Raw genomic sequence first — 19,392 nt, 5'->3', positions numbered from 1 at the left:
AATATTGAATGGAAGATTTGAATGTTGTCGATAGCATAAACGGCGCGGGAAGCTGGCTGGTGGCTAACCAGGCGCTGCTGCTAAGTTATGCAGTAAACATCGTGGCGGCACTCGCGATCATCATCGTTGGTTTGATTATCGCGCGGATGATTTCCAACGCGGTGAATCGCCTGATGATCTCCCGTAAAATCGATGCCACTGTTGCTGATTTTCTTTCTGCATTAGTCCGTTACGGAATTATCGCCTTTACGCTAATCGCAGCACTGGGACGCGTGGGCGTACAAACAGCGTCAGTCATTGCTGTACTCGGTGCCGCAGGTTTAGCTGTTGGTCTGGCTTTGCAGGGGTCACTGTCTAACCTGGCCGCTGGCGTGTTACTTGTCATGTTCCGCCCGTTCCGTGCCGGAGAATATGTTGACCTCGGCGGCGTAGCCGGTACTGTGCTGAGTGTGCAGATTTTCTCCACCACCATGCGTACTGCAGACGGTAAAATTATCGTTATTCCGAACGGTAAAATTATTGCCGGGAATATTATTAATTTCTCCCGCGAGCCAGCTCGCCGTAACGAATTTATTATTGGCGTGGCGTATGATTCCGATATCGATCAGGTTAAGCAGATCCTGACCGATATTATCCAGTCTGAAGATCGCATTTTGAAAGATCGCGAAATGACTGTGCGTCTGAACGAACTTGGCGCATCGTCGATTAATTTCGTGGTCCGCGTCTGGAGCAACAGCGGCGATCTGCAAAACGTGTACTGGGATGTGCTGGAGCGTATTAAACGTGAATTTGATGCCGCCGGTATCAGCTTCCCGTACCCGCAAATGGATGTGAACTTTAAGCGGGTGAAAGAAGACAAAGCTGCGTAATCAACGCTGAGGCCAGATAATACTCTCTGGCCTCTCTCTTATTAGTTTTTCTGATTGCCAATTAATATTATCAATTTCCGCTAATAACAATCCCGCGATATAGTCTCTGCATCAGATACTTAATTCGGAATATCCAACGTGTTTTCTTATTACTTTCAAGGTCTTGCACTTGGCGCAGCTATGATCCTACCGCTCGGTCCACAAAATGCTTTTGTGATGAATCAGGGCATTCGTCGTCAGTACCACATTATGATTGCCTTACTTTGTGCTATCAGCGATTTGGTCCTGATTTGTGCGGGGATTTTTGGTGGCAGCGCGTTATTGATGCAGTCGCCGTGGTTGCTGGCGCTGGTCACCTGGGGCGGCGTAGCCTTCTTGCTGTGGTATGGTTTTGGCGCTTTTAAAACAGCAATGAGCAGTAACATTGAGTTAGCCAGTGCCGAAGTCCTGAAACAAGGCAGATGGAAAATTATCGCCACCATGTTGGCAGTGACCTGGCTGAATCCGCATGTTTACCTGGATACTTTTGTTGTGCTGGGCAGCCTTGGCGGGCAACTTGATGTGGAACCAAAACGTTGGTTTGCGCTCGGAACAATTAGCGCCTCTTTCCTGTGGTTCTTTGGTCTGGCTATTCTCGCAGCCTGGCTGGCACCGCGCCTGCGCACGGCAAAATCACAGCGCATTATCAATCTGGTAGTGGGATGTGTTATGTGGTTTATTGCCTTGCAGCTGGCGAGAGACGGTATTGCTCATGCACAAGCCTTGTTCAGTTAGGCGCTATCTGATGGAAAAATAAAACAGAGGCGCTAAGCTTGCCTCCAGAGGTCCTGAATTTTGGGCAAGTCAATTAACACGGAGAGACTAACGTGAAGTTCAAAGTTATCGCCCTGGCGGCATTAATGGGTATTAGCGGGATGGCAGCGCAGGCTAACGAATTGCCGGATGGACCGCATATTGTCACCTCCGGTACGGCAAGCGTGGATGCGGTGCCAGACATTGCCACTCTTGCGATTGAAGTTAACGTGGCCGCGAAGGATGCCGCTACTGCCAAGAAACAGGCAGATGAGCGCGTCGCACAATACATTTCCTTCCTTGAGCTCAATCAGATCGCGAAAAAAGATATCAGCTCAGCGAACTTACGCACTCAGCCAGATTATGATTATCAGGATGGTAAAAGTATCCTGAAAGGCTACCGCGCAGTGAGAACGGTGGAAGTCACGCTCCGTCAGTTAGACAAACTGAATTCCTTGCTGGACGGCGCGCTAAAGGCGGGTCTTAACGAAATTCGTTCTGTGTCGCTGGGCGTGGCGCAGCCGGATGCCTATAAAGACAAAGCGCGTAAGGCAGCGATTGATAACGCGATTCATCAGGCGCAGGAACTGGCGAATGGCTTTAATCGCAAACTGGGGCCGGTATATAGCGTGCGTTATCATGTTTCCAACTATCAGCCCAGCCCAATGGTGCGGATGATGAAAGCTGATGCTGCACCGGTGTCCGCACAGGAAACTTACGAGCAGGCCGCTATTCAGTTTGATGATCAGGTCGATGTAGTCTTCCAGTTAGAACCTGTGGATCAACCCCCCGCTAAAACACCTGCTGCACATTAATACTTGTAGCCCGACGTATTCGTCGGGCTAATGTCTTTACCCGATATTGTCTCCTTTTTCTGTAAAACCATGACGTAATCACCTATCTTTGCTCGCGGTTTCATCAAGGATAGGCTGACTGAAACGGTTAAGCGGACAAGGATGCGGGAGAGGGGGGATGGACATTTTTATTTCGAAAAAGATGCGCAATTTCATTTTATTAGCGCAAACCAATAATATTGCCCGGGCGGCAGAAAAAATCCATATGACGGCTTCGCGATTTGGCAAAAGCATTGCCGCGCTGGAAGAACAAATTGGCTATACGCTATTTACCCGCAAAGATAATAATATCAGCCTCAATAAAGCCGGACAGGAACTGTATCAAAAACTGTTCCCGGTTTATCAACGACTTTCTGCGATTGATAATGAAATCCATAACTCAGGACGTCGTTCACGAGAAATTGTGATAGGCATAGATAATACTTATCCGACCATTATTTTTGATCAGTTGATTAGTCTCGGAGATAAGTACGAAGGCGTGACCGCCCAGCCAGTTGAGTTCAGCGAAAATGGCGTTATCGATAATCTTTTTGACCGTCAGTTAGATTTTAATATCTCCCCACAGCATGTATCTGCACGAGTTCAGGAACTGGAAAACCTGACTATCAGTGAACTACCGCCGCTGCGATTGGGCTTTCTCGTTTCTCGCCGTTATGAAGAGCGACAAGAGCTGCTTCAGGAGCTGCCCTGGCTACAAATGCGCTTTCAGAATCGGGCCAATTTCGAAGCAATGATTGATGCGAATATGCGTCCTTGTGGGATCAATCCAACCATTATTTATCGTCCCTACAGTTTTATGGCCAAAATCAGCGCCGTGGAGCGGGAACATTTTCTGACGGTGATCCCGCATTTTGCCTGGCGACTGGTGAATCCGGCAACGCTGAAATATTTTGATGCGCCGCACAGACCGATGTATATGCAGGAATATCTTTATTCAATCAGAAATCATCGTTATACCGCCACGATGCTTCAGCATATTGCTGAAGATCGTGACGGAACAAACCATTAACCCAGCATCGATCCGGTTGCAATTAAATTACGGTGTAAGTCGAAGACGTGGCTAAGATCGTGGTGAATATGTCCGCCGGACGCATTTTCCAGATAGCGATGCAGATAATCCCGACACATAGGATGTGCACAATGATCAATGGTGGTGCGGATAACGTTGTTATACGGATCCTGTGCGCCAAATCCACTGACCGCTTCGCTCCATAAATAACGTGCCGCACGCAACATGGCGGCGTTCATAAACAGATCCATGCCAATGCCGAAGAAAAACGACAGGCGAGGGACGAAGCCATCAATTTTCAGCCCGGCGGAGATTGCTGCTTTGATGTACTCAATCCCATCGGCGAGCGTAAATGCTACCTGCTGCACGCAGTTGGCACCCGCTTCACCCATGTGGTAACCGCTGATACTGATGGTATTAAATCGCGGCATGTTGCCGGAACACCAGGCGATGATGTCTGCGATAATACGCATTGACGGTTTTGGCGGGTAAATATAGGTGTTGCGGCAAAGATACTCTTTGAGGATATCGTTTTGAATGGTGCCGGTCAGTTTATCGGGTGTAACACCTTGCTCTTCTGCGGCGACAATATAAAACGCCAGTACTGGTAGTACTGCGCCATTCATGGTCATCGAAACCGACATTTTATCCAGCGGGATCTGGTCGAACAGGACTTTCATATCTTCCACGGTGTCGATAGCGACGCCCGCTTTGCCGACGTCGCCCGCCACGCGTGGGTTATCGGAGTCGTAGCCTCGGTGGGCGGCCAGGTTACGGCGATAAAAAGCGTTGGACTCCTTTTGTTGTCGAGAAACCAGCATACTGACGGATGGTCCACGGTTGGGCGGTATACATAGTGGCACGCGGGCCACGAACGTAGGGTGGTAAACCGGGAAGGGTACCCGTCACCTCCAGATTATCGAGATCGGCTTCGGTATACAGCGGCTTGATAGCGATCCCTTCCGCGGTTTGCTGAACCAGCGAGTCGACAGTTTTCTCCCGACGGCTCAATTCCTTGTTGGCAAGCTGTTGCCACTCCTGCACGTTAGACATTATTTGCTCCGTAAAACGCAATCAAAATGAGGGTATTTGCGCTTACGGTGAGCTTTTTACGTGGGTTTGTCGCCAGCAAAAAAATGCATTCAGACGTCGTTTTTTGCCGCCTGAGATTTGTCTATTTTGTGATGTGATTCAAGGAATACAAAAAGAAGTGAGGATAACGCCTGATATGTGCTATCAGGCGTTATTTGATGGATTAATCCTGACGAAGAACTTTGTGACCATAATCGAGCAACGCATCAGTGACTTTACGCATCATGCGGCTTTCAGGAGCAAAGCGGTGCCAGTAGAGCATCCGGCGTTGAAATAGCCCTGGCGTTAAGTCAATCAGTTCGCCGCTGGCCAGCTCTTTCTCGATTTGCAGGTGCGGGATCATACAGCAGGTGGTGCCCTGACGAGCAAGTTGCACGAACGCTTCCGAAGAATTAACGATATGGCAGGGTACGCTGCCAGGAGGCAGATCGAAATTTTGCTGCAAAAAGGCCTGGTGCATATCGTCAAGATGGTCAAACGCGACCACTGGCGCTTTCAGTAATGCCGAACGCGTTACGCCGTTAGGGAAATATTTTTCGGCAAACGGTTTTGAGCTGACGAACAGATAGTCGAGCGCACCGAGTTTATCGACAAGACAACTCGGCAGCGCCTGATGTTGAATACTCACTGCGCCGACCACTTCGCCGCGACGCAAACGTTCCTGAGTGCGGGTTTCATCTTCTACCTGCAAGTTGAGGCGGATGGGCGAATCAGCCAACACAGGAGCCAGTGCCGGAAGCAACCACGTCGCCAGACTGTCGGCGTTGACCGCCAGTGAAAGCAGCAGCGGAGTCGAACCGGTTTGTTCATCGCCCAGCCACTCTTCTTCCAGCAGCTCCACCTGGCGTAGTAGCGCCAACAGTTTTTGCCCTTGTTCCGTCGGGCGCGGCGGTACGGTACGCACTAACAACGGCTGCCCGAACATATTTTCCAGTTGCTTAATGCGCTGTGAGACGGCTGATTGTGTAATGCACAGCTTTTGTGCCGCGCGCTCAAATCCTCGTTCACGTATCACCGCATCCAGTGCCTGTAATGTTCTGTAGTCCGGGCGTTTCATTGCTGTTGTCTGCTCCTGGTAAATGCTTTTTCCTGCACTATGACACAATTTTGTGTCGGGTTGCATATACCGAAGCCGTTGGCGGGTAACATTTGTATCAGTGGTTAACGCGCAGCTTAAAAGATCAGGGATTTGCGCTAATGCATTTCGCTCAGCGAGTTCGCGCCCTGGTTGTGTTGAATGGCGTGGCGTTATTGCCTCAGTTTGCCTGTAAACAGGGGCTTGCGAACGGGGAACTGGTGCGCCTGTTTGCACCGTGGAGCGGCATCCCCAGACCGTTGTATGCTTTATTTGCGGGGCGAAAGGGGATGCCCGCCATTGCGCGATATTTTATGGATGAGTTAACCACGCGGCTTGCCAACGGGGTCTGAATCACTTTTTTTGTATATAATGCGTGTGAAATTTCATACCACAGGCGAAACGATCATGACGCAGGATGAATTGAAAAAAGCAGTAGGATGGGCGGCACTTCAGTATGTTCAGCCCGGCACCATTGTTGGTGTAGGTACAGGTTCCACCGCCGCACACTTTATTGACGCACTCGGTACAATGAAAGGCCAGATTGAAGGGGCCGTTTCCAGTTCAGATGCTTCCACTGAAAAACTGAAAAGCCTCGGCATTCACGTTTTTGATCTCAACGAAGTCGACAGCCTTGGCATCTACGTTGATGGCGCAGATGAAATCAACGGCCACATGCAAATGATCAAAGGCGGCGGCGCGGCGCTGACCCGTGAAAAAATCATTGCTTCGGTTGCGGAAAAATTTATCTGTATTGCAGACGCTTCCAAGCAGGTTGATATTCTGGGCAAATTCCCGCTGCCAGTAGAAGTTATCCCGATGGCACGTAGTGCAGTGGCGCGCCAGCTGGTGAAACTGGGCGGTCGTCCGGAATACCGTCAGGGCGTAGTGACCGATAACGGCAACGTGATCCTCGACGTCCACGGCATGGAAATCCTTGACCCGATAGCGATGGAAAACGCCATAAATGCGATTCCTGGTGTGGTGACTGTTGGTTTGTTTGCTAACCGTGGCGCGGACGTTGCGCTGATTGGCACACCTGACGGTGTCAAAACTATTGTGAAATGATCTGACGGGGGAACCTCCCCCGTTAAAAAAATTCTCTTCATTAAATTTGGTGACATGTGTCACGTTTTTACCTGGCAATTGTCGATTGCTCTAAATAAATCTTCTAAACCAGCATATTCATCCAAGAAATACTTTTGCGTGATATTTCCTCAACATCGCGACGCAAACGTTCATATTGCCGCAATATTATTTTTTGATATGTTGAAAGGCGGATGCAAATCCGCACACAACATTTCAAAAGACAGGATTGGGTAAATGGCAAAGGTATCGCTGGAGAAAGACAAGATTAAGTTTCTGCTGGTAGAAGGCGTGCACCAAAAGGCGCTGGAAAGCCTTCGTGCAGCTGGTTACACCAACATCGAATTTCACAAAGGCGCGCTGGATGATGAACAATTAAAAGAATCCATCCGCGATGCCCACTTCATCGGCCTGCGATCCCGTACCCATCTGACTGAAGACGTGATCAACGCCGCAGAAAAACTGGTCGCTATTGGCTGTTTCTGTATCGGAACAAACCAGGTTGATCTGGATGCGGCGGCAAAGCGCGGGATCCCGGTATTTAACGCACCGTTCTCAAATACGCGCTCTGTTGCGGAGCTGGTGATTGGCGAACTGCTGCTGCTATTGCGCGGCGTGCCGGAAGCCAATGCTAAAGCGCATCGTGGCGTGTGGAACAAACTGGCGGCGGGTTCTTTTGAAGCGCGCGGCAAAAAGCTGGGTATCATCGGCTACGGTCATATTGGTACGCAATTGGGCATTCTGGCTGAATCGCTGGGAATGTATGTTTACTTTTATGATATTGAAAACAAACTGCCGCTGGGCAACGCCACTCAGGTACAGCATCTTTCTGACCTGCTGAATATGAGCGATGTGGTGAGTCTGCATGTACCAGAGAATCCGTCCACCAAAAATATGATGGGCGCGAAAGAGATTTCGCTAATGAAACCCGGCTCGCTGCTGATTAATGCTTCGCGCGGTACTGTGGTGGATATTCCAGCGCTGTGTGACGCGCTGGCGAGCAAACATCTGGCGGGGGCGGCAATCGACGTATTCCCGACTGAACCGGCGACCAATAGCGATCCATTTACCTCTCCGCTGTGTGAATTTGACAACGTCCTTCTGACGCCACACATTGGCGGTTCGACTCAGGAAGCGCAGGAGAATATCGGCTTGGAAGTTGCGGGTAAATTGATCAAGTATTCTGACAATGGCTCAACGCTCTCTGCGGTGAACTTCCCGGAAGTCTCGCTGCCACTGCACGGTGGGCGTCGTCTGATGCACATCCACGAAAACCGTCCGGGCGTGCTAACTGCGCTCAACAAAATTTTTGCCGAGCAGGGCGTCAACATCGCCGCGCAATATCTACAAACTTCCGCCCAGATGGGTTATGTAGTTATTGATATTGAAGCCGACGAAGACGTTGCCGAAAAAGCGCTGCAGGCAATGAAAGCTATTCCGGGTACCATTCGCGCCCGTCTGCTGTACTAATTCCCCTTCTCTGAAAATTAACGGGCAGGTCACTGACTTGCCCGTTTTTTTATCCCTTCTCCACACCGTTGCCGCATTGCGCATTCTACTTTGCGAGTCTGCTCCAGAAAATAAATCAAAGTCAGATCAATGCGTTGTGTTTATTTAATGGGGATTTACGATGGCAGGGCAGCATGGGGCTGTAACGGTAAAGCCCTCACCGAAGCGAGGGCTTGAAGGAGAAGGGTTATGATGCGACTTGTCATCATACTGATTGTACTGTTACTCATAAGTTTCCCAGCTTATTAACAGTCAGTCACAGGGGAGGAACAATCCTCCCTTACCCTTACTCACTAAATTAGGTCAAAGAATCAACGATGTCAATCAGGGCGATGCGGGATGTATCGCCCTTACCATTCCCAGACTTTCGACGGTGTAACCACCGCAGGCAGTGGAATATCCCATTTCTCCACTGGGAGTTTTTCTACTAACTGGCAATCATGCGCATAACCCACCGGTTGCATTTTATAGTGCTGCCAGTTTTGTAAGGTCCGATCATAAAAACCACCGCCCATTCCCAAGCGTTGACCGTATTCATCAAAAGCCACCAGCGGCGTGATCAATACATCTAACCGGGAAAGGGGAAGCACATCGCGCACGTCCAGTTTTGGCTCGTGGATCTTCAACCTGTTCATCACCAGTTCGCTTTGCGGATGGTAATTCAGGAACAGCAAGTTACCGGCACTAAAGGGATGCAAAACTGGAAGATATACGCGCTTACCGGCGCGCCAGAGTTGTTCTATGAGTGGCTGGGTGTCGAGTTCGCCATCAAAAGAGAGGAATACAGCGACCGTATGCGCCATCACCACTGGGGGATACGTCATCATCCGGGTAGCGGCTTGTTGACCCATTTCCTGCTGTTGTTCCGGCGTTAACGTACGACGACGTTGCCGAATCATTTTGCGGATTTCTTGTCGGGATAATGTCAGTGGGAGTTCTGGTAGTTGCGTCATGGCTGGTGCCAGGTAAGAAGGGAATCTCCGAGATGCCGCCGCAGGCTGTAACCCTTGAACCCTTGGTTCAAGGTGAATGTGTCGTCGCAGTTTTAAGGCTTCTCGGACGGACCGAGCATGCTCACCAACCGCGGAGCGCCACATTCTTGTGGTATGAAATATCGGCTCAGGGGACTGGCCCGCTTGCGAACATCTCAGAGAAATTTTGTCTTCACGGTTACTCTACCACAGTAAACCGAAAAGTGTCATTCAAAGTTTTGGTTAGTTTTTTCGGTGATGCGACCTTGTTCAAGTAACGCTTGTTCTATGGTCTGCTGCAGCATCCGAATACGCTGTTCCATACTTGCCGCGTAGTCACGAGTCTTCGCTTTTTCTTGCGCTAACTCATAGCTGATATTCAATGCGGCAATGAAGACCAACTGTTCAGTATTTGTGACTCTAGTGCGTTCTTTCAGATCTTGCAACCGTTGGTTCAGATCGTCCGCTGCCTGATTCAACGCATCCCTTTGGTCAGGCGGGCAGTTCACACGCAGTGAACGGCCAAAAATTTGGATATCGACGGGTTGTGCAGACATGCCACCTTCCTGCTGATTGACTGCGCTGCCTTCGTCTTTAGACCCATGGTCTGCGAAGGGGCGACACTATAGCTACCCTGATGAGAAGAGACAAGCCCTTTTCTGGTCCACCAGGGCCCAAAGTGGTAGCATATCATGAATATTCCTCCCTTTGACGACGAATGCTTATGTCTATACAGAACGAAATGCCTGGTTACAACGAAATGAACCAGTATCTGAACCAACAAGGGACGGGTCTGACCCCTGCTGAGATGCATGGTTTAATCAGTGGGATGATATGTGGCGGTAACGATGATAGCTCATGGCTGCCGCTACTTCACGACCTGACGAACGAAGGCATGGCTTTCGGTCATGAGCTGGCACAGGCACTGCGTAAAATGCACTCTGCCACCAGCGATGCCCTGCAGGATGACGGCTTCCTTTTTCAGCTTTATCTGCCTGATGGCGATGATGTCAGCGTTTTCGATCGGGCTGATGCGCTGGCAGGTTGGGTCAATCACTTCCTGCTTGGTCTTGGCGTTACGCAACCGAAGCTGGACAAAGTGACCGGAGAAACCGGTGAAGCCATCGACGATCTGCGTAACATCGCGCAGTTGGGTTACGACGAAGACGAAGATCAGGAAGAGCTTGAAATGTCGCTTGAAGAGATCATCGAATACGTTCGTGTTGCCGCGCTGTTATGCCACGACACCTTTACTCATCCGCAACCGACCGCGCCAGAAGTACAAAAACCGACTCTACACTAAAAACAAAAAACGTAAGGAGAGTGTTATGAGTGAGATATCCCGGCAAGAGTTTCAGCGTCGCCGTCAGGCCCTGGTAGAGCAAATGCAACCCGGCAGCGCCGCGCTGATTTTTGCTGCACCAGAAGTAACACGTAGCGCCGACAGCGAATACCCCTATCGTCAGAACAGTGACTTCTGGTACTTCACCGGCTTTAACGAACCGGAAGCGGTGCTGGTGCTGATTAAAAGCGATGACACTCATAACCACAGCGTTTTGTTTAACCGCGTTCGCGACCTGACGGCAGAGATCTGGTTTGGTCGTCGCTTAGGCCAGGATGCCGCGCCAGAGAAACTGGGCGTTGACCGCGCACTGGCATTCAGCGAAATCAATCAGCAACTTTATCAACTACTTAATGGTCTGGATGTGGTTTACCACGCTCAGGGCGAACATGCATATGCTGATGAAATCGTGAACAGCGCGCTTGAGAAACTGCGTAAAGGTTCGCGGCAAAATCTCACCGCACCGGCAACGATGATCGACTGGCGTCCTGTTGTTCATGAAATGCGCCTGTTCAAATCACCAGAAGAGATTGCCGTACTTCGCCGCGCGGGTGAAATCACCGCACTGGCGCATACACGGGCGATGGAAAAATGCCGTCCGGGGATGTTCGAGTACCATCTGGAAGGCGAAATTCACCACGAATTTAACCGCCACGGTGCGCGTTACCCTTCCTATAACACCATTGTTGGCAGCGGTGAAAACGGCTGCATTTTGCACTACACCGAAAACGAGTGTGAACTGCGTGACGGTGACCTGGTGTTGATTGACGCGGGTTGTGAATACAAAGGTTACGCTGGCGACATTACCCGCACCTTCCCGGTCAACGGCAAATTCACTCAGGCTCAGCGTGAAATCTATGACATTGTGCTGGAGTCTCTTGAAACCAGCCTGCGCCTGTATCGTCCGGGAACTTCCATTCAGGAAGTCACTGGTGAAGTGGTGCGCATCATGGTTAGCGGTCTGGTAAAACTCGGCATCCTGAAAGGTGATGTTGATGAACTGATCGCTCAGAACGCCCATCGTCCTTTCTTTATGCATGGCCTTAGCCACTGGTTAGGACTGGATGTTCATGACGTTGGTGTTTATGGTCAGGATCGCTCGCGTATTCTGGAACCGGGTATGGTACTGACCGTAGAACCAGGGCTGTATATTGCGCCGGATGCAGAAGTGCCAGAACAGTATCGCGGTATCGGCATTCGTATTGAAGACGATATTGTGATTACCGAAACCGGTAATGAAAACCTCACCGCCAGCGTGGTGAAAAAGCCGGAAGAAATCGAAGCGTTGATGGCAGCTGCGAGAAAGCAATGAGCGTAATCATCGTCGGTGGCGGCATGGCGGGCGCGACGCTGGCGCTGGCTATTTCCCGGTTAAGTCACGGGGCGCTGCCAGTACATTTGATTGAAGCGACCGCGCCAGAGTCACATGCTCATCCGGGCTTTGATGGACGAGCTATTGCGCTGGCGGCGGGTACCTGTCAGCAACTGGCGCGCATCGGCGTCTGGCAATCTCTGGCTGATTGCGCAACTGCCATCACCACCGTGCATGTCAGCGATCGTGGTCACGCTGGATTTGTCACCCTCGCCGCAGAAGATTACCAACTGGCGGCGCTGGGGCAGGTTGTCGAATTGCACAATGTCGGGCAACGGCTGTTTGCATTGCTGCGCAAAGCACCTGGCGTAACGCTGCATTGCCCTGATCGCGTGGCTAACGTTGCCCGTACTCAGAGCCACGTTGAAGTGACGCTGGAGAGTGGTGAGACGCTGACGGGCCGCGTGCTGGTAGCCGCTGATGGCACCCATTCAGCGTTAGCCACCGTGTGCGGCGTTGACTGGCAGCAGGATCCTTACGAACAACTGGCTGTGATTGCGAACGTTGCGACTTCCGTTGCGCATGAAGGGCGCGCTTTTGAACGCTTTACGCAACATGGCCCGCTGGCGATGTTGCCGATGTCTGACGGACGCTGTTCGCTGGTCTGGTGTCATCCACTGGAGCGGCGCGAAGAGGTGCTGTCGTGGAGCGACGAGAAGTTTTGCCGTGAACTCCAGTCGGCCTTTGGCTGGCGACTTGGGAAAATTACTCACGCCGGTAAACGCAGTGCTTATCCGCTGGCGTTAACCCGCGCCGCCAAACCTATTACCCATCGTACCGTGCTGGTGGGGAATGCGGCGCAAACTCTGCACCCCATCGCCGGGCAAGGATTTAACCTCGGTATGCGTGATGTCATGAGCCTTGCAGAAACCCTGACTCAGGCGCAGGAGCGCGGAGAAGACATGGGTGATTACGGCGTATTGTGCCGTTATCAGCAGCGTCGACAGAGCGATCGCGAAGCAACCATCGGCGTCACGGACAGCCTTGTACATCTTTTTGCCAACCGTTGGACGCCGCTGGTTGTCGGGCGCAACATCGGGCTGATGACGATGGAATTATTTACCCCAGCACGCGATGTGCTGGCGCAGCGCACTCTTGGTTGGGTGGCGCGTTGAAGGCGGTTTTAAGGAATAAACAATGCAAAGTGTTGATGTAGCCATTGTTGGCGGCGGCATGGTCGGGCTGGCGGTTGCCTGCGGATTACAGGGTAGCGGCTTACGCGTTGCCGTACTGGAGCAGCGCGTACCGGAACCTCTGGCGGCGGATGCACCACCACAACTGCGCGTTTCGGCTATCAATGCCGCCAGCGAAAAATTACTCACCCGTCTTGGCGTCTGGCAGGACATTCTCTCTCGTAGGGCCTGTTGCTATCACGGTATGGAAGTGTGGGATAAAGACAGTTTTGGTCACATCTCGTTTGACGATCAAAGCATGGGCTATAGCCATCTTGGGCATATCGTTGAAAACTCAGTGATTCACTACGCGCTGTGGAACAAAGCGCAGCAGTCGTCAGATATCACTCTGTTGGCCCCCGCAGAATTACAGCAGGTCGCCTGGGGAGAAAATGAAACCTTCCTGACGTTGAAAGATGGCAGCATGTTAACGGCGCGTCTGGTGATTGGCGCAGACGGCGCTAATTCCTGGTTGCGCAACAAAGCCGATATTCCGCTGACTTTCTGGGATTATCAGCATCACGCGCTGGTGGCGACCATTCGCACGGAAGAACCGCATGATGCGGTGGCGCGGCAGGTTTTCCATGGCGAAGGCATTCTGGCCTTTTTACCGCTTAGCGATCCGCATCTTTGCTCGATTGTCTGGTCACTGTCGCCAGAGGAAGCGCAGTGGATGCAGCAGGCAGGCGAAGACGAATTTAATCGCGCGTTAAATATCGCTTTTGATAATCGCCTGGGCTTATGCAAGGTCGAAAGTGAGCGCCTGGTGTTCTCGCTAACGGGGCGTTATGCGCGCCAGTTTGCCGCACACCGTCTGGCGCTGGTGGGCGACGCCGCGCATACTATTCACCCGCTGGCGGGGCAGGGGGTAAATCTCGGCTTTATGGATGCTGCAGAGCTGATTGCTGAACTGAAACGGTTGCATCGTCAGGGTAAAGACATCGGGCAGTACATTTACCTGCGTCGCTATGAGCGTAGCCGTAAGCACAGTGCGGCGCTGATGCTGGCTGGTATGCAGGGATTCCGCGATCTGTTTTCCGGTACCAATCCGGCGAAAAAATTGCTGCGTGATATTGGTCTGAAACTGGCTGATACGCTTCCTGGCGTTAAGCCACAACTTATTCGTCAGGCAATGGGATTAAACGATTTGCCTGAATGGCTGCGTTAAATATTTCTCTTCTGCTGTTTATTTGATACCCATCACACTTTCATCTCCCGGTTTTTTCGCCGGGAGATTTTCCTCATTTGAAATAAACTAATTTAACCTCCGTTTTCGCATTATATTTTCTAATGTTATGGATTTTTGATTTAGTGTTTTTTGACATTTTTTTAGCGCTTAATATTGTCTTATTCAAATTAACTTTCTCATCACATCATCTTTGTATAGAAACTGATGTGTTTTTTGGTTTTTTATTCTGTTGCGATTTTTGCATTTTTTAACCATAAGCTAATGTGATGATCAATTTTACCTTATGGTTAACAGTCTGTTTCGGTGGTAAGTTCAGGCAAAAGAGAACGATTGCGTTGGGGACCGGGAGTGGCTCCGATGCTGGGTTTCGTGGTGATAATTTCGCCATGGAAAAGTTGTCAGCCCCGCTTATTCAATGAGGACAAGATGGCACAACAGACTCCTTTGTACGAACAACACACGCTTTGCGGCGCTCGCATGGTGGATTTCCACGGCTGGATGATGCCGCTGCATTACGGTTCGCAAATCGACGAACATCATGCGGTACGTACCGATGCCGGAATGTTTGATGTGTCACATATGACCATCGTCGATCTTCGCGGCAGCCGCACCCGGGAGTTTCTACGTTATCTGCTGGCGAACGATGTGGCGAAGCTCACCAAAAGCGGCAAAGCCCTTTACTCGGGGATGTTGAATGCCTCTGGCGGTGTGATAGATGATCTCATCGTCTACTACTTTACTGAAGATTTCTTCCGCCTCGTTGTTAACTCCGCTACCCGCGAAAAAGACCTCTCCTGGATTACCCAACACGCTGAACCTTTCGGCATCGAAATTACTGTTCGTGATGACCTTTCCATGATCGCCGTACAAGGGCCGAATGCGCAGGCAAAAGCTGCCACACTGTTTAATGACGCCCAGCGTCAGGCGGTGGAAGGGATGAAACCGTTCTTTGGCGTGCAGGCGGGCGATCTGTTTATTGCCACCACCGGTTACACCGGTGAAGCGGGCTACGAAATTGCGCTGCCCAATGAAAAAGCGGCCGATTTCTGGCGCGCGCTGGTGGAAGCTGGCGTTAAGCCATGTGGCCTGGGCGCGCGTGACACGCTGCGTCTGGAAGCGGGCATGAATTTGTATAGCCAGGAGATGGACGAAACTATTTCTCCTTTAGCCGCCAATATGGGCTGGACTATCGCCTGGGAACCGGCAGATCGTGACTTTATCGGTCGTGAAGCTCTGGAAGCGCAGCGTGAACATGGCACAGAAAAACTGGTTGGTCTGGTGATGACCGAAAAAGGCGTGCTGCGTAATGAACTGCCGGTACGTTTTACTGATGCGCAGGGCAACCAGCATGAAGGCATTATCACCAGCGGTACTTTCTCCCCAACGCTGGGTTATAGCATTGCGCTGGCGCGCGTGCCGGAAGGTATTGGTGAAACGGCGATTGTGCAAATTCGCAACCGTGAAATGCCGGTTAAAGTGACGAAACCTGTTTTTGTGCGTAACGGCAAAGCCGTCGCGTGATTTACTTTTTTGGAGATTGATTGATGAGCAACATACCAGCAGAACTGAAATACAGCAAAGAACACGAATGGTTGCGTAAAGAAGCCGACGGCACTTACACCGTTGGCATCACCGAACACGCTCAGGAGCTGTTAGGCGATATGGTGTTTGTTGACCTACCGGAAGTGGGCGCAACGGTTAGCGCGGGCGATGACTGCGCGGTTGCCGAATCGGTAAAAGCGGCGTCAGACATTTATGCGCCAGTAAGCGGTGAAATCGTGGCGGTAAACGATGCACTGAGCGATTCCCCGGAACTGGTGAACAGCGAACCGTATGCAGGCGGCTGGATTTTCAAAATCAAAGCCAGCGATGAAAGCGAACTGGAATCACTGCTGGATGCAACCGCATACGAAGCATTGTTAGAAGACGAGTAACGGCTTTATTCCTCTTCTGCGGGAGAGGATCAGGGTGAGGAAATTTACGCCTCACCCTCACTCTCTTCGCAAGGAGAGAGGTTCACAATTCACTGCACGTTTCAGGAACCATCGCTCATGACACAGACGTTAAGCCAGCTTGAAAACAGCGGCGCTTTTATTGAACGCCATATCGGACCGGACGCCGCGCAACAGCAAGAAATGCTGAATGCCGTTGGCGCACAATCGTTAAACGCGCTGACCGGCCAGATTGTGCCGAAAGATATTCAGCTTGCGACTCCGCCGCAGGTTGGCGCACCGGCGACCGAATACGCCGCACTGGCAGAACTCAAGGCTATTGCCAGTCGCAATAAACGCTTCACGTCTTACATCGGCATGGGTTACACCGCCGTGCAGCTACCGCCGGTTATCCTGCGTAACATGCTGGAAAATCCGGGCTGGTATACCGCGTATACTCCGTATCAACCTGAAGTCTCCCAGGGCCGCCTTGAAGCACTGCTCAACTTCCAGCAGGTAACGCTGGATTTAACCGGGCTGGATATGGCCTCTGCTTCTCTTCTTGACGAAGCCACCGCTGCCGCCGAAGCAATGGCGATGGCGAAACGCGTCAGCAAACTGAAAAATGCCAACCGCTTCTTTGTTGCTTCTGACGTTCATCCGCAAACGCTGGATGTGGTCCGTACTCGTGCCGAAACCTTTGGTTTTGAAGTGATTGTCGATGACGCGCAAAAAGTGCTCGACCATCAGGACGTTTTCGGCGTGCTGTTACAGCAGGTCGGCACTACTGGTGAAATTCACGACTACACCGCGCTTATTAGCGAACTGAAATCACGCAAAATTGTGGTCAGCGTTGCCGCCGATATTATGGCGCTGGTGCTGTTAACTGCGCCAGGTAAACAGGGCGCGGATATTGTTTTTGGTTCGGCGCAACGCTTTGGCGTACCGATGGGCTACGGTGGCCCACACGCGGCATTCTTTGCGGCGAAAGACGAATACAAACGCTCAATGCCGGGCCGTATTATCGGTGTATCGAAAGATGCAGCTGGCAACACCGCTCTGCGCATGGCGATGCAGACTCGCGAGCAACATATTCGTCGTGAGAAAGCGAACTCCAACATTTGTACTTCCCAGGTACTGCTGGCAAACATCGCCAGCCTGTATGCCGTTTATCACGGCCCGGTTGGCCTGAAACGTATCGCTAACCGCATCCACCGTCTGACCGATATCCTGGCGGCGGGCCTGCAACAAAAAGGTCTGAAGCTGCGCCATGCGCACTATTTCGATACTTTGTGTGTGGAAGTGGTCGACAAAGCGGGCGTGCTGGCGCGTGCCGAAGCAGCTGAAATCAACCTGCGTAGCGATATTCTGAACGCGGTTGGGATCACCCTTGATGAAACAACCACGCGCGAAAACGTGATGCAGCTTTTCAGCGTGCTGTTGGGCGATAACCACGGGCTGGACATCGACACACTGGACAAAGACGTGGCTCACGACAGTCGCTCTATTCAGGCTGCGATGCTGCGCGACGACGAAATCCTCACCCATCCGGTGTTTAATCGCTACCACAGCGAAACCGAAATGATGCGCTATATGCACTCGCTGGAGCGTAAAGATCTGGCGCTGAATCAGGCGATGATCCCGCTGGGTTCCTGCACCATGAAACTGAACGCCGCCGCCGAGATGATCCCGATCACCTGGCCGGAATTTGCCGAACTGCACCCGTTCTGCCCGCCGGAACAGGCTGAAGGTTATCAGCAGATGATCGCGCAGCTGGCTGACTGGCTGGTGAAACTGACCGGTTACGACGCCGTTTGTATGCAGCCGAACTCTGGCGCACAGGGCGAATACGCGGGCCTGCTGGCGATTCGTCATTATCATGAAAGCCGCAACGAAGGGCATCGCGATATCTGCCTGATCCCGGCTTCTGCGCACGGCACTAACCCGGCTTCCGCGCATATGGCAGGAATGCAGGTGGTGGTTGTGGCGTGTGATAAAAACGGCAACATCGATCTGACTGATCTGCGCGCGAAAGCGGAACAGGCGGGCGATAACCTCTCCTGTATCATGGTGACCTATCCTTCTACCCACGGCGTGTATGAAGAAACGATCCGTGAAGTGTGTGAAGTCGTGCATCAGTTCGGCGGTCAGGTTTACCTTGATGGCGCGAACATGAACGCTCAGGTTGGCATCACCTCGCCGGGCTTTATTGGTGCGGACGTTTCCCACCTTAACCTGCATAAAACTTTCTGCATTCCGCATGGCGGTGGTGGTCCGGGTATGGGACCGATCGGTGTGAAAGCGCATCTGGCTCCGTTTGTACCGGGTCATAGCGTGGTGCAAATCGAAGGCATGTTAACCCGTCAGGGCGCGGTTTCTGCGGCACCGTTCGGTAGTGCCTCTATCCTGCCAATCAGCTGGATGTACATCCGCATGATGGGCGCAGAAGGGCTGAAAAAAGCAAGCCAGGTGGCAATTCTTAACGCCAACTATATTGCCAGCCGTCTGCAGGATGCCTTCCCGGTGCTGTATACCGGTCGCGACGGTCGCGTGGCGCACGAATGTATTCTCGATATTCGCCCGCTGAAAGAAGAAACCGGCATCAGCGAGCTGGATATTGCCAAGCGCCTGATCGACTACGGTTTCCACGCGCCGACCATGTCGTTCCCGGTGGCGGGTACGCTGATGGTTGAACCGACTGAATCTGAAAGCAAAGTGGAACTGGATCGCTTTATCGATGCGATGCTGGCTATCCGCGCAGAAATTGATCAGGTGAAAGCCGGTGTCTGGCCGCTGGAAGATAACCCGCTGGTGAACGCGCCGCACATTCAGAGCGAACTGGTCGCCGAGTGGGCGCATCCGTACAGCCGTGAAGTTGCAGTATTCCCGGCAGGTGTGGCAGACAAATACTGGCCGACCGTGAAACGTCTGGATGATGTTTACGGCGACCGTAACCTGTTCTGCTCCTGCGTACCGATTAGCGAATACCAGTAATTTACTGATTCGACTATCTTATAAAGGCGCTTCGGCGCCTTTTTCGCTTGTTAATAAAGTGCGCTTTGTGTGTTTCGGCTGAGGCGTAATATAAAATATTGCGAGCTCAATATATTAAAAGAGTGCCAGGCCTGA

General features: G+C 51.7%; 19 protein-coding genes, 1 other RNA gene and 2 pseudogenes. 15 read left to right on the top strand and 7 right to left on the bottom strand.

The genetic code is table 11. The features are described 5' to 3' along the window. Positions 1-8 precede the first annotated feature (8 nt). From mscS to srsR, 4 genes are all read left to right on the top strand, one after another. The gene (gene mscS / locus C4F37_RS14900; RefSeq protein ID WP_000389811.1) at positions 9-869 is read left to right on the top strand and encodes a small-conductance mechanosensitive channel MscS; all 861 of its coding nucleotides are present in this window, start codon (positions 9-11) and stop codon (positions 867-869) included. Between the two features lie 138 nt (positions 870-1,007). After that, a complete protein-coding gene (argO, locus tag C4F37_RS14895; RefSeq protein WP_000493346.1) occupies positions 1,008-1,643 on the top strand; it encodes an arginine exporter ArgO in 636 nt (211 codons plus the stop codon). 92 nt (positions 1,644-1,735) lie between these two features. Continuing rightward, positions 1,736-2,476 (top strand): oxidative stress defense protein, encoded by a 741-nt coding sequence (locus C4F37_RS14890; RefSeq protein WP_000669837.1) that lies wholly within the window; start codon positions 1,736-1,738, stop codon positions 2,474-2,476. A 157-nt stretch (positions 2,477-2,633) separates the two neighbouring features. Further along, positions 2,634-3,524: a LysR family transcriptional regulator SrsR gene (gene srsR / locus C4F37_RS14885; RefSeq protein WP_000350824.1), complete on the top strand. Its 891-nt coding sequence runs from the start codon at positions 2,634-2,636 to the stop codon at positions 3,522-3,524. Here the strand turns inward: srsR and C4F37_RS27860 are convergent. The 3 genes and pseudogenes from C4F37_RS27860 to argP form a co-directional block, all read right to left on the bottom strand. After that, positions 3,521-3,673: pseudogene (locus C4F37_RS27860) on the bottom strand (acetyl-CoA hydrolase); the annotation flags it as partial. The gene srsR and the pseudogene C4F37_RS27860 sit on opposite strands and share 4 nt — an antisense overlap. After that, a pseudogene (locus C4F37_RS14880) lies at positions 3,650-4,577 on the bottom strand (methylmalonyl-CoA mutase family protein); the annotation flags it as partial. The pseudogenes C4F37_RS14880 and C4F37_RS27860, both read right to left, overlap by 24 nt. A gap of 202 nt (positions 4,578-4,779) precedes the next feature. Further along, positions 4,780-5,673 carry a DNA-binding transcriptional regulator ArgP gene (argP, locus tag C4F37_RS14870; RefSeq protein ID WP_000828351.1) on the bottom strand — a complete coding sequence of 298 codons (894 nt, stop codon included), beginning with the start codon at positions 5,671-5,673 and terminating at the stop codon, positions 4,780-4,782. 140 nt (positions 5,674-5,813) lie between these two features. Here argP and C4F37_RS14865 point away from each other — a divergent pair, with 140 nt between their 5' ends. The 4 genes from C4F37_RS14865 (at position 5,814) to ibsC (ending at position 8,535) form a co-directional block, all read left to right on the top strand. Then, positions 5,814-6,044: a LysR substrate-binding domain-containing protein gene (locus C4F37_RS14865; protein ID WP_000545308.1), complete on the top strand. Its 231-nt coding sequence runs from the start codon at positions 5,814-5,816 to the stop codon at positions 6,042-6,044. A 55-nt stretch (positions 6,045-6,099) separates the two neighbouring features. After that, on the top strand, positions 6,100-6,759 hold the full coding sequence (gene rpiA, locus C4F37_RS14860; protein ID WP_000189743.1) for a ribose-5-phosphate isomerase RpiA: 660 nt from the start codon (positions 6,100-6,102) through the stop codon (positions 6,757-6,759). Positions 6,760-7,014: 255 nt separating this feature from the next. Continuing rightward, the gene (serA, locus tag C4F37_RS14855; RefSeq protein ID WP_001151604.1) at positions 7,015-8,247 is read left to right on the top strand and encodes a phosphoglycerate dehydrogenase; all 1,233 of its coding nucleotides are present in this window, start codon (positions 7,015-7,017) and stop codon (positions 8,245-8,247) included. A 228-nt stretch (positions 8,248-8,475) separates the two neighbouring features. After that, the gene (gene ibsC / locus C4F37_RS14850) at positions 8,476-8,535 is read left to right on the top strand and encodes a type I toxin-antitoxin system toxin IbsC (RefSeq protein ID WP_071525914.1); all 60 of its coding nucleotides are present in this window, start codon (positions 8,476-8,478) and stop codon (positions 8,533-8,535) included. A gap of 101 nt (positions 8,536-8,636) precedes the next feature. Here ibsC and C4F37_RS14845 read toward each other — a convergent pair whose 3' ends face one another. From C4F37_RS14845 to zapA, 3 genes are all read right to left on the bottom strand, one after another. After that, positions 8,637-9,239, bottom strand: a complete 603-nt coding sequence (locus C4F37_RS14845; RefSeq protein WP_000192752.1) for a 5-formyltetrahydrofolate cyclo-ligase — start codon at positions 9,237-9,239, stop codon at positions 8,637-8,639. 20 nt (positions 9,240-9,259) lie between these two features. Then, a non-coding RNA gene (ssrS, locus tag C4F37_RS14840) (6S RNA) lies at positions 9,260-9,443 on the bottom strand. A 41-nt stretch (positions 9,444-9,484) separates the two neighbouring features. Then, positions 9,485-9,814 (bottom strand): cell division protein ZapA, encoded by a 330-nt coding sequence (gene zapA, locus C4F37_RS14835; protein ID WP_001276008.1) that lies wholly within the window; start codon positions 9,812-9,814, stop codon positions 9,485-9,487. A gap of 167 nt (positions 9,815-9,981) precedes the next feature. Here zapA and ygfB point away from each other — a divergent pair, with 167 nt between their 5' ends. From ygfB to ubiI, 4 genes are read left to right on the top strand one after another with little or no spacing between them, the layout of a single operon-like run. After that, positions 9,982-10,560, top strand: a complete 579-nt coding sequence (gene ygfB / locus C4F37_RS14825; RefSeq protein WP_001295378.1) for a UPF0149 family protein YgfB — start codon at positions 9,982-9,984, stop codon at positions 10,558-10,560. 25 nt (positions 10,561-10,585) lie between these two features. Continuing rightward, entirely contained in the window at positions 10,586-11,911 is a 1,326-nt protein-coding gene (gene pepP / locus C4F37_RS14820) for a Xaa-Pro aminopeptidase (protein WP_001539555.1), read from the top strand. Further along, complete coding sequence (ubiH, locus tag C4F37_RS14815; protein WP_001539554.1) at positions 11,908-13,086, top strand: 2-octaprenyl-6-methoxyphenyl hydroxylase; 1,179 nt, start codon at positions 11,908-11,910, stop codon at positions 13,084-13,086. Before pepP ends, ubiH begins: the two co-directional genes overlap by 4 nt. A 22-nt stretch (positions 13,087-13,108) precedes the next feature. Next, positions 13,109-14,311, top strand: coding sequence for an FAD-dependent 2-octaprenylphenol hydroxylase (gene ubiI / locus C4F37_RS14810; RefSeq protein WP_001539553.1), 1,203 nt, complete (start codon positions 13,109-13,111; stop codon positions 14,309-14,311). A 73-nt stretch (positions 14,312-14,384) separates the two neighbouring features. On the opposite strand, the gene C4F37_RS27360 is transcribed toward ubiI, so the two are convergent. After that, the gene (locus C4F37_RS27360) at positions 14,385-14,468 is read right to left on the bottom strand and encodes a hypothetical protein (RefSeq protein WP_122986687.1); all 84 of its coding nucleotides are present in this window, start codon (positions 14,466-14,468) and stop codon (positions 14,385-14,387) included. Between the two features lie 290 nt (positions 14,469-14,758). On the opposite strand from C4F37_RS27360, the gene gcvT reads away from it, so the two are divergent. The 3 genes from gcvT (at position 14,759) to gcvP (ending at position 19,257) form a co-directional block, all read left to right on the top strand. Next, positions 14,759-15,853: a glycine cleavage system aminomethyltransferase GcvT gene (gene gcvT, locus C4F37_RS14805; protein ID WP_000068706.1), complete on the top strand. Its 1,095-nt coding sequence runs from the start codon at positions 14,759-14,761 to the stop codon at positions 15,851-15,853. 23 nt (positions 15,854-15,876) lie between these two features. After that, the gene (gene gcvH / locus C4F37_RS14800) at positions 15,877-16,266 is read left to right on the top strand and encodes a glycine cleavage system protein GcvH (protein ID WP_001305302.1); all 390 of its coding nucleotides are present in this window, start codon (positions 15,877-15,879) and stop codon (positions 16,264-16,266) included. A gap of 117 nt (positions 16,267-16,383) precedes the next feature. After that, positions 16,384-19,257, top strand: coding sequence for an aminomethyl-transferring glycine dehydrogenase (gcvP, locus tag C4F37_RS14795; RefSeq protein WP_000195072.1), 2,874 nt, complete (start codon positions 16,384-16,386; stop codon positions 19,255-19,257). Positions 19,258-19,392 lie beyond the last annotated feature (135 nt).

The sequence above is a fragment of the Escherichia sp. R1 genome (assembly GCF_003000935.1).
Classification (GTDB): domain Bacteria; phylum Pseudomonadota; class Gammaproteobacteria; order Enterobacterales; family Enterobacteriaceae; genus Escherichia; species Escherichia coli.
This window is presented reverse-complemented; position numbering and strand designations above follow the sequence as displayed.

What these genes read in the sequence shown, in the direction of transcription:
- mscS (WP_000389811.1), top strand. Translation starts at nt 9, where the DNA reads ATGGAAGATTTGAATGTTGTCGATAGCATAAACGGCGCGGGAAGCTGG.
- srsR (WP_000350824.1), top strand. Translation starts at nt 2,634, where the DNA reads ATGGACATTTTTATTTCGAAAAAGATGCGCAATTTCATTTTATTAGCG.
- argP (WP_000828351.1), bottom strand. Translation starts at nt 5,673, where the DNA reads ATGAAACGCCCGGACTACAGAACATTACAGGCACTGGATGCGGTGATA.
- C4F37_RS14865 (WP_000545308.1), top strand. Translation starts at nt 5,814, where the DNA reads ATGCATTTCGCTCAGCGAGTTCGCGCCCTGGTTGTGTTGAATGGCGTG.
- rpiA (WP_000189743.1), top strand. Translation starts at nt 6,100, where the DNA reads ATGACGCAGGATGAATTGAAAAAAGCAGTAGGATGGGCGGCACTTCAG.
- serA (WP_001151604.1), top strand. Translation starts at nt 7,015, where the DNA reads ATGGCAAAGGTATCGCTGGAGAAAGACAAGATTAAGTTTCTGCTGGTA.
- C4F37_RS14845 (WP_000192752.1), bottom strand. Translation starts at nt 9,239, where the DNA reads ATGACGCAACTACCAGAACTCCCACTGACATTATCCCGACAAGAAATC.
- zapA (WP_001276008.1), bottom strand. Translation starts at nt 9,814, where the DNA reads ATGTCTGCACAACCCGTCGATATCCAAATTTTTGGCCGTTCACTGCGT.
- ygfB (WP_001295378.1), top strand. Translation starts at nt 9,982, where the DNA reads ATGTCTATACAGAACGAAATGCCTGGTTACAACGAAATGAACCAGTAT.
- pepP (WP_001539555.1), top strand. Translation starts at nt 10,586, where the DNA reads ATGAGTGAGATATCCCGGCAAGAGTTTCAGCGTCGCCGTCAGGCCCTG.
- ubiH (WP_001539554.1), top strand. Translation starts at nt 11,908, where the DNA reads ATGAGCGTAATCATCGTCGGTGGCGGCATGGCGGGCGCGACGCTGGCG.
- ubiI (WP_001539553.1), top strand. Translation starts at nt 13,109, where the DNA reads ATGCAAAGTGTTGATGTAGCCATTGTTGGCGGCGGCATGGTCGGGCTG.
- C4F37_RS27360 (WP_122986687.1), bottom strand. Translation starts at nt 14,468, where the DNA reads ATGTCAAAAAACACTAAATCAAAAATCCATAACATTAGAAAATATAAT.
- gcvT (WP_000068706.1), top strand. Translation starts at nt 14,759, where the DNA reads ATGGCACAACAGACTCCTTTGTACGAACAACACACGCTTTGCGGCGCT.
- gcvH (WP_001305302.1), top strand. Translation starts at nt 15,877, where the DNA reads ATGAGCAACATACCAGCAGAACTGAAATACAGCAAAGAACACGAATGG.
- gcvP (WP_000195072.1), top strand. Translation starts at nt 16,384, where the DNA reads ATGACACAGACGTTAAGCCAGCTTGAAAACAGCGGCGCTTTTATTGAA.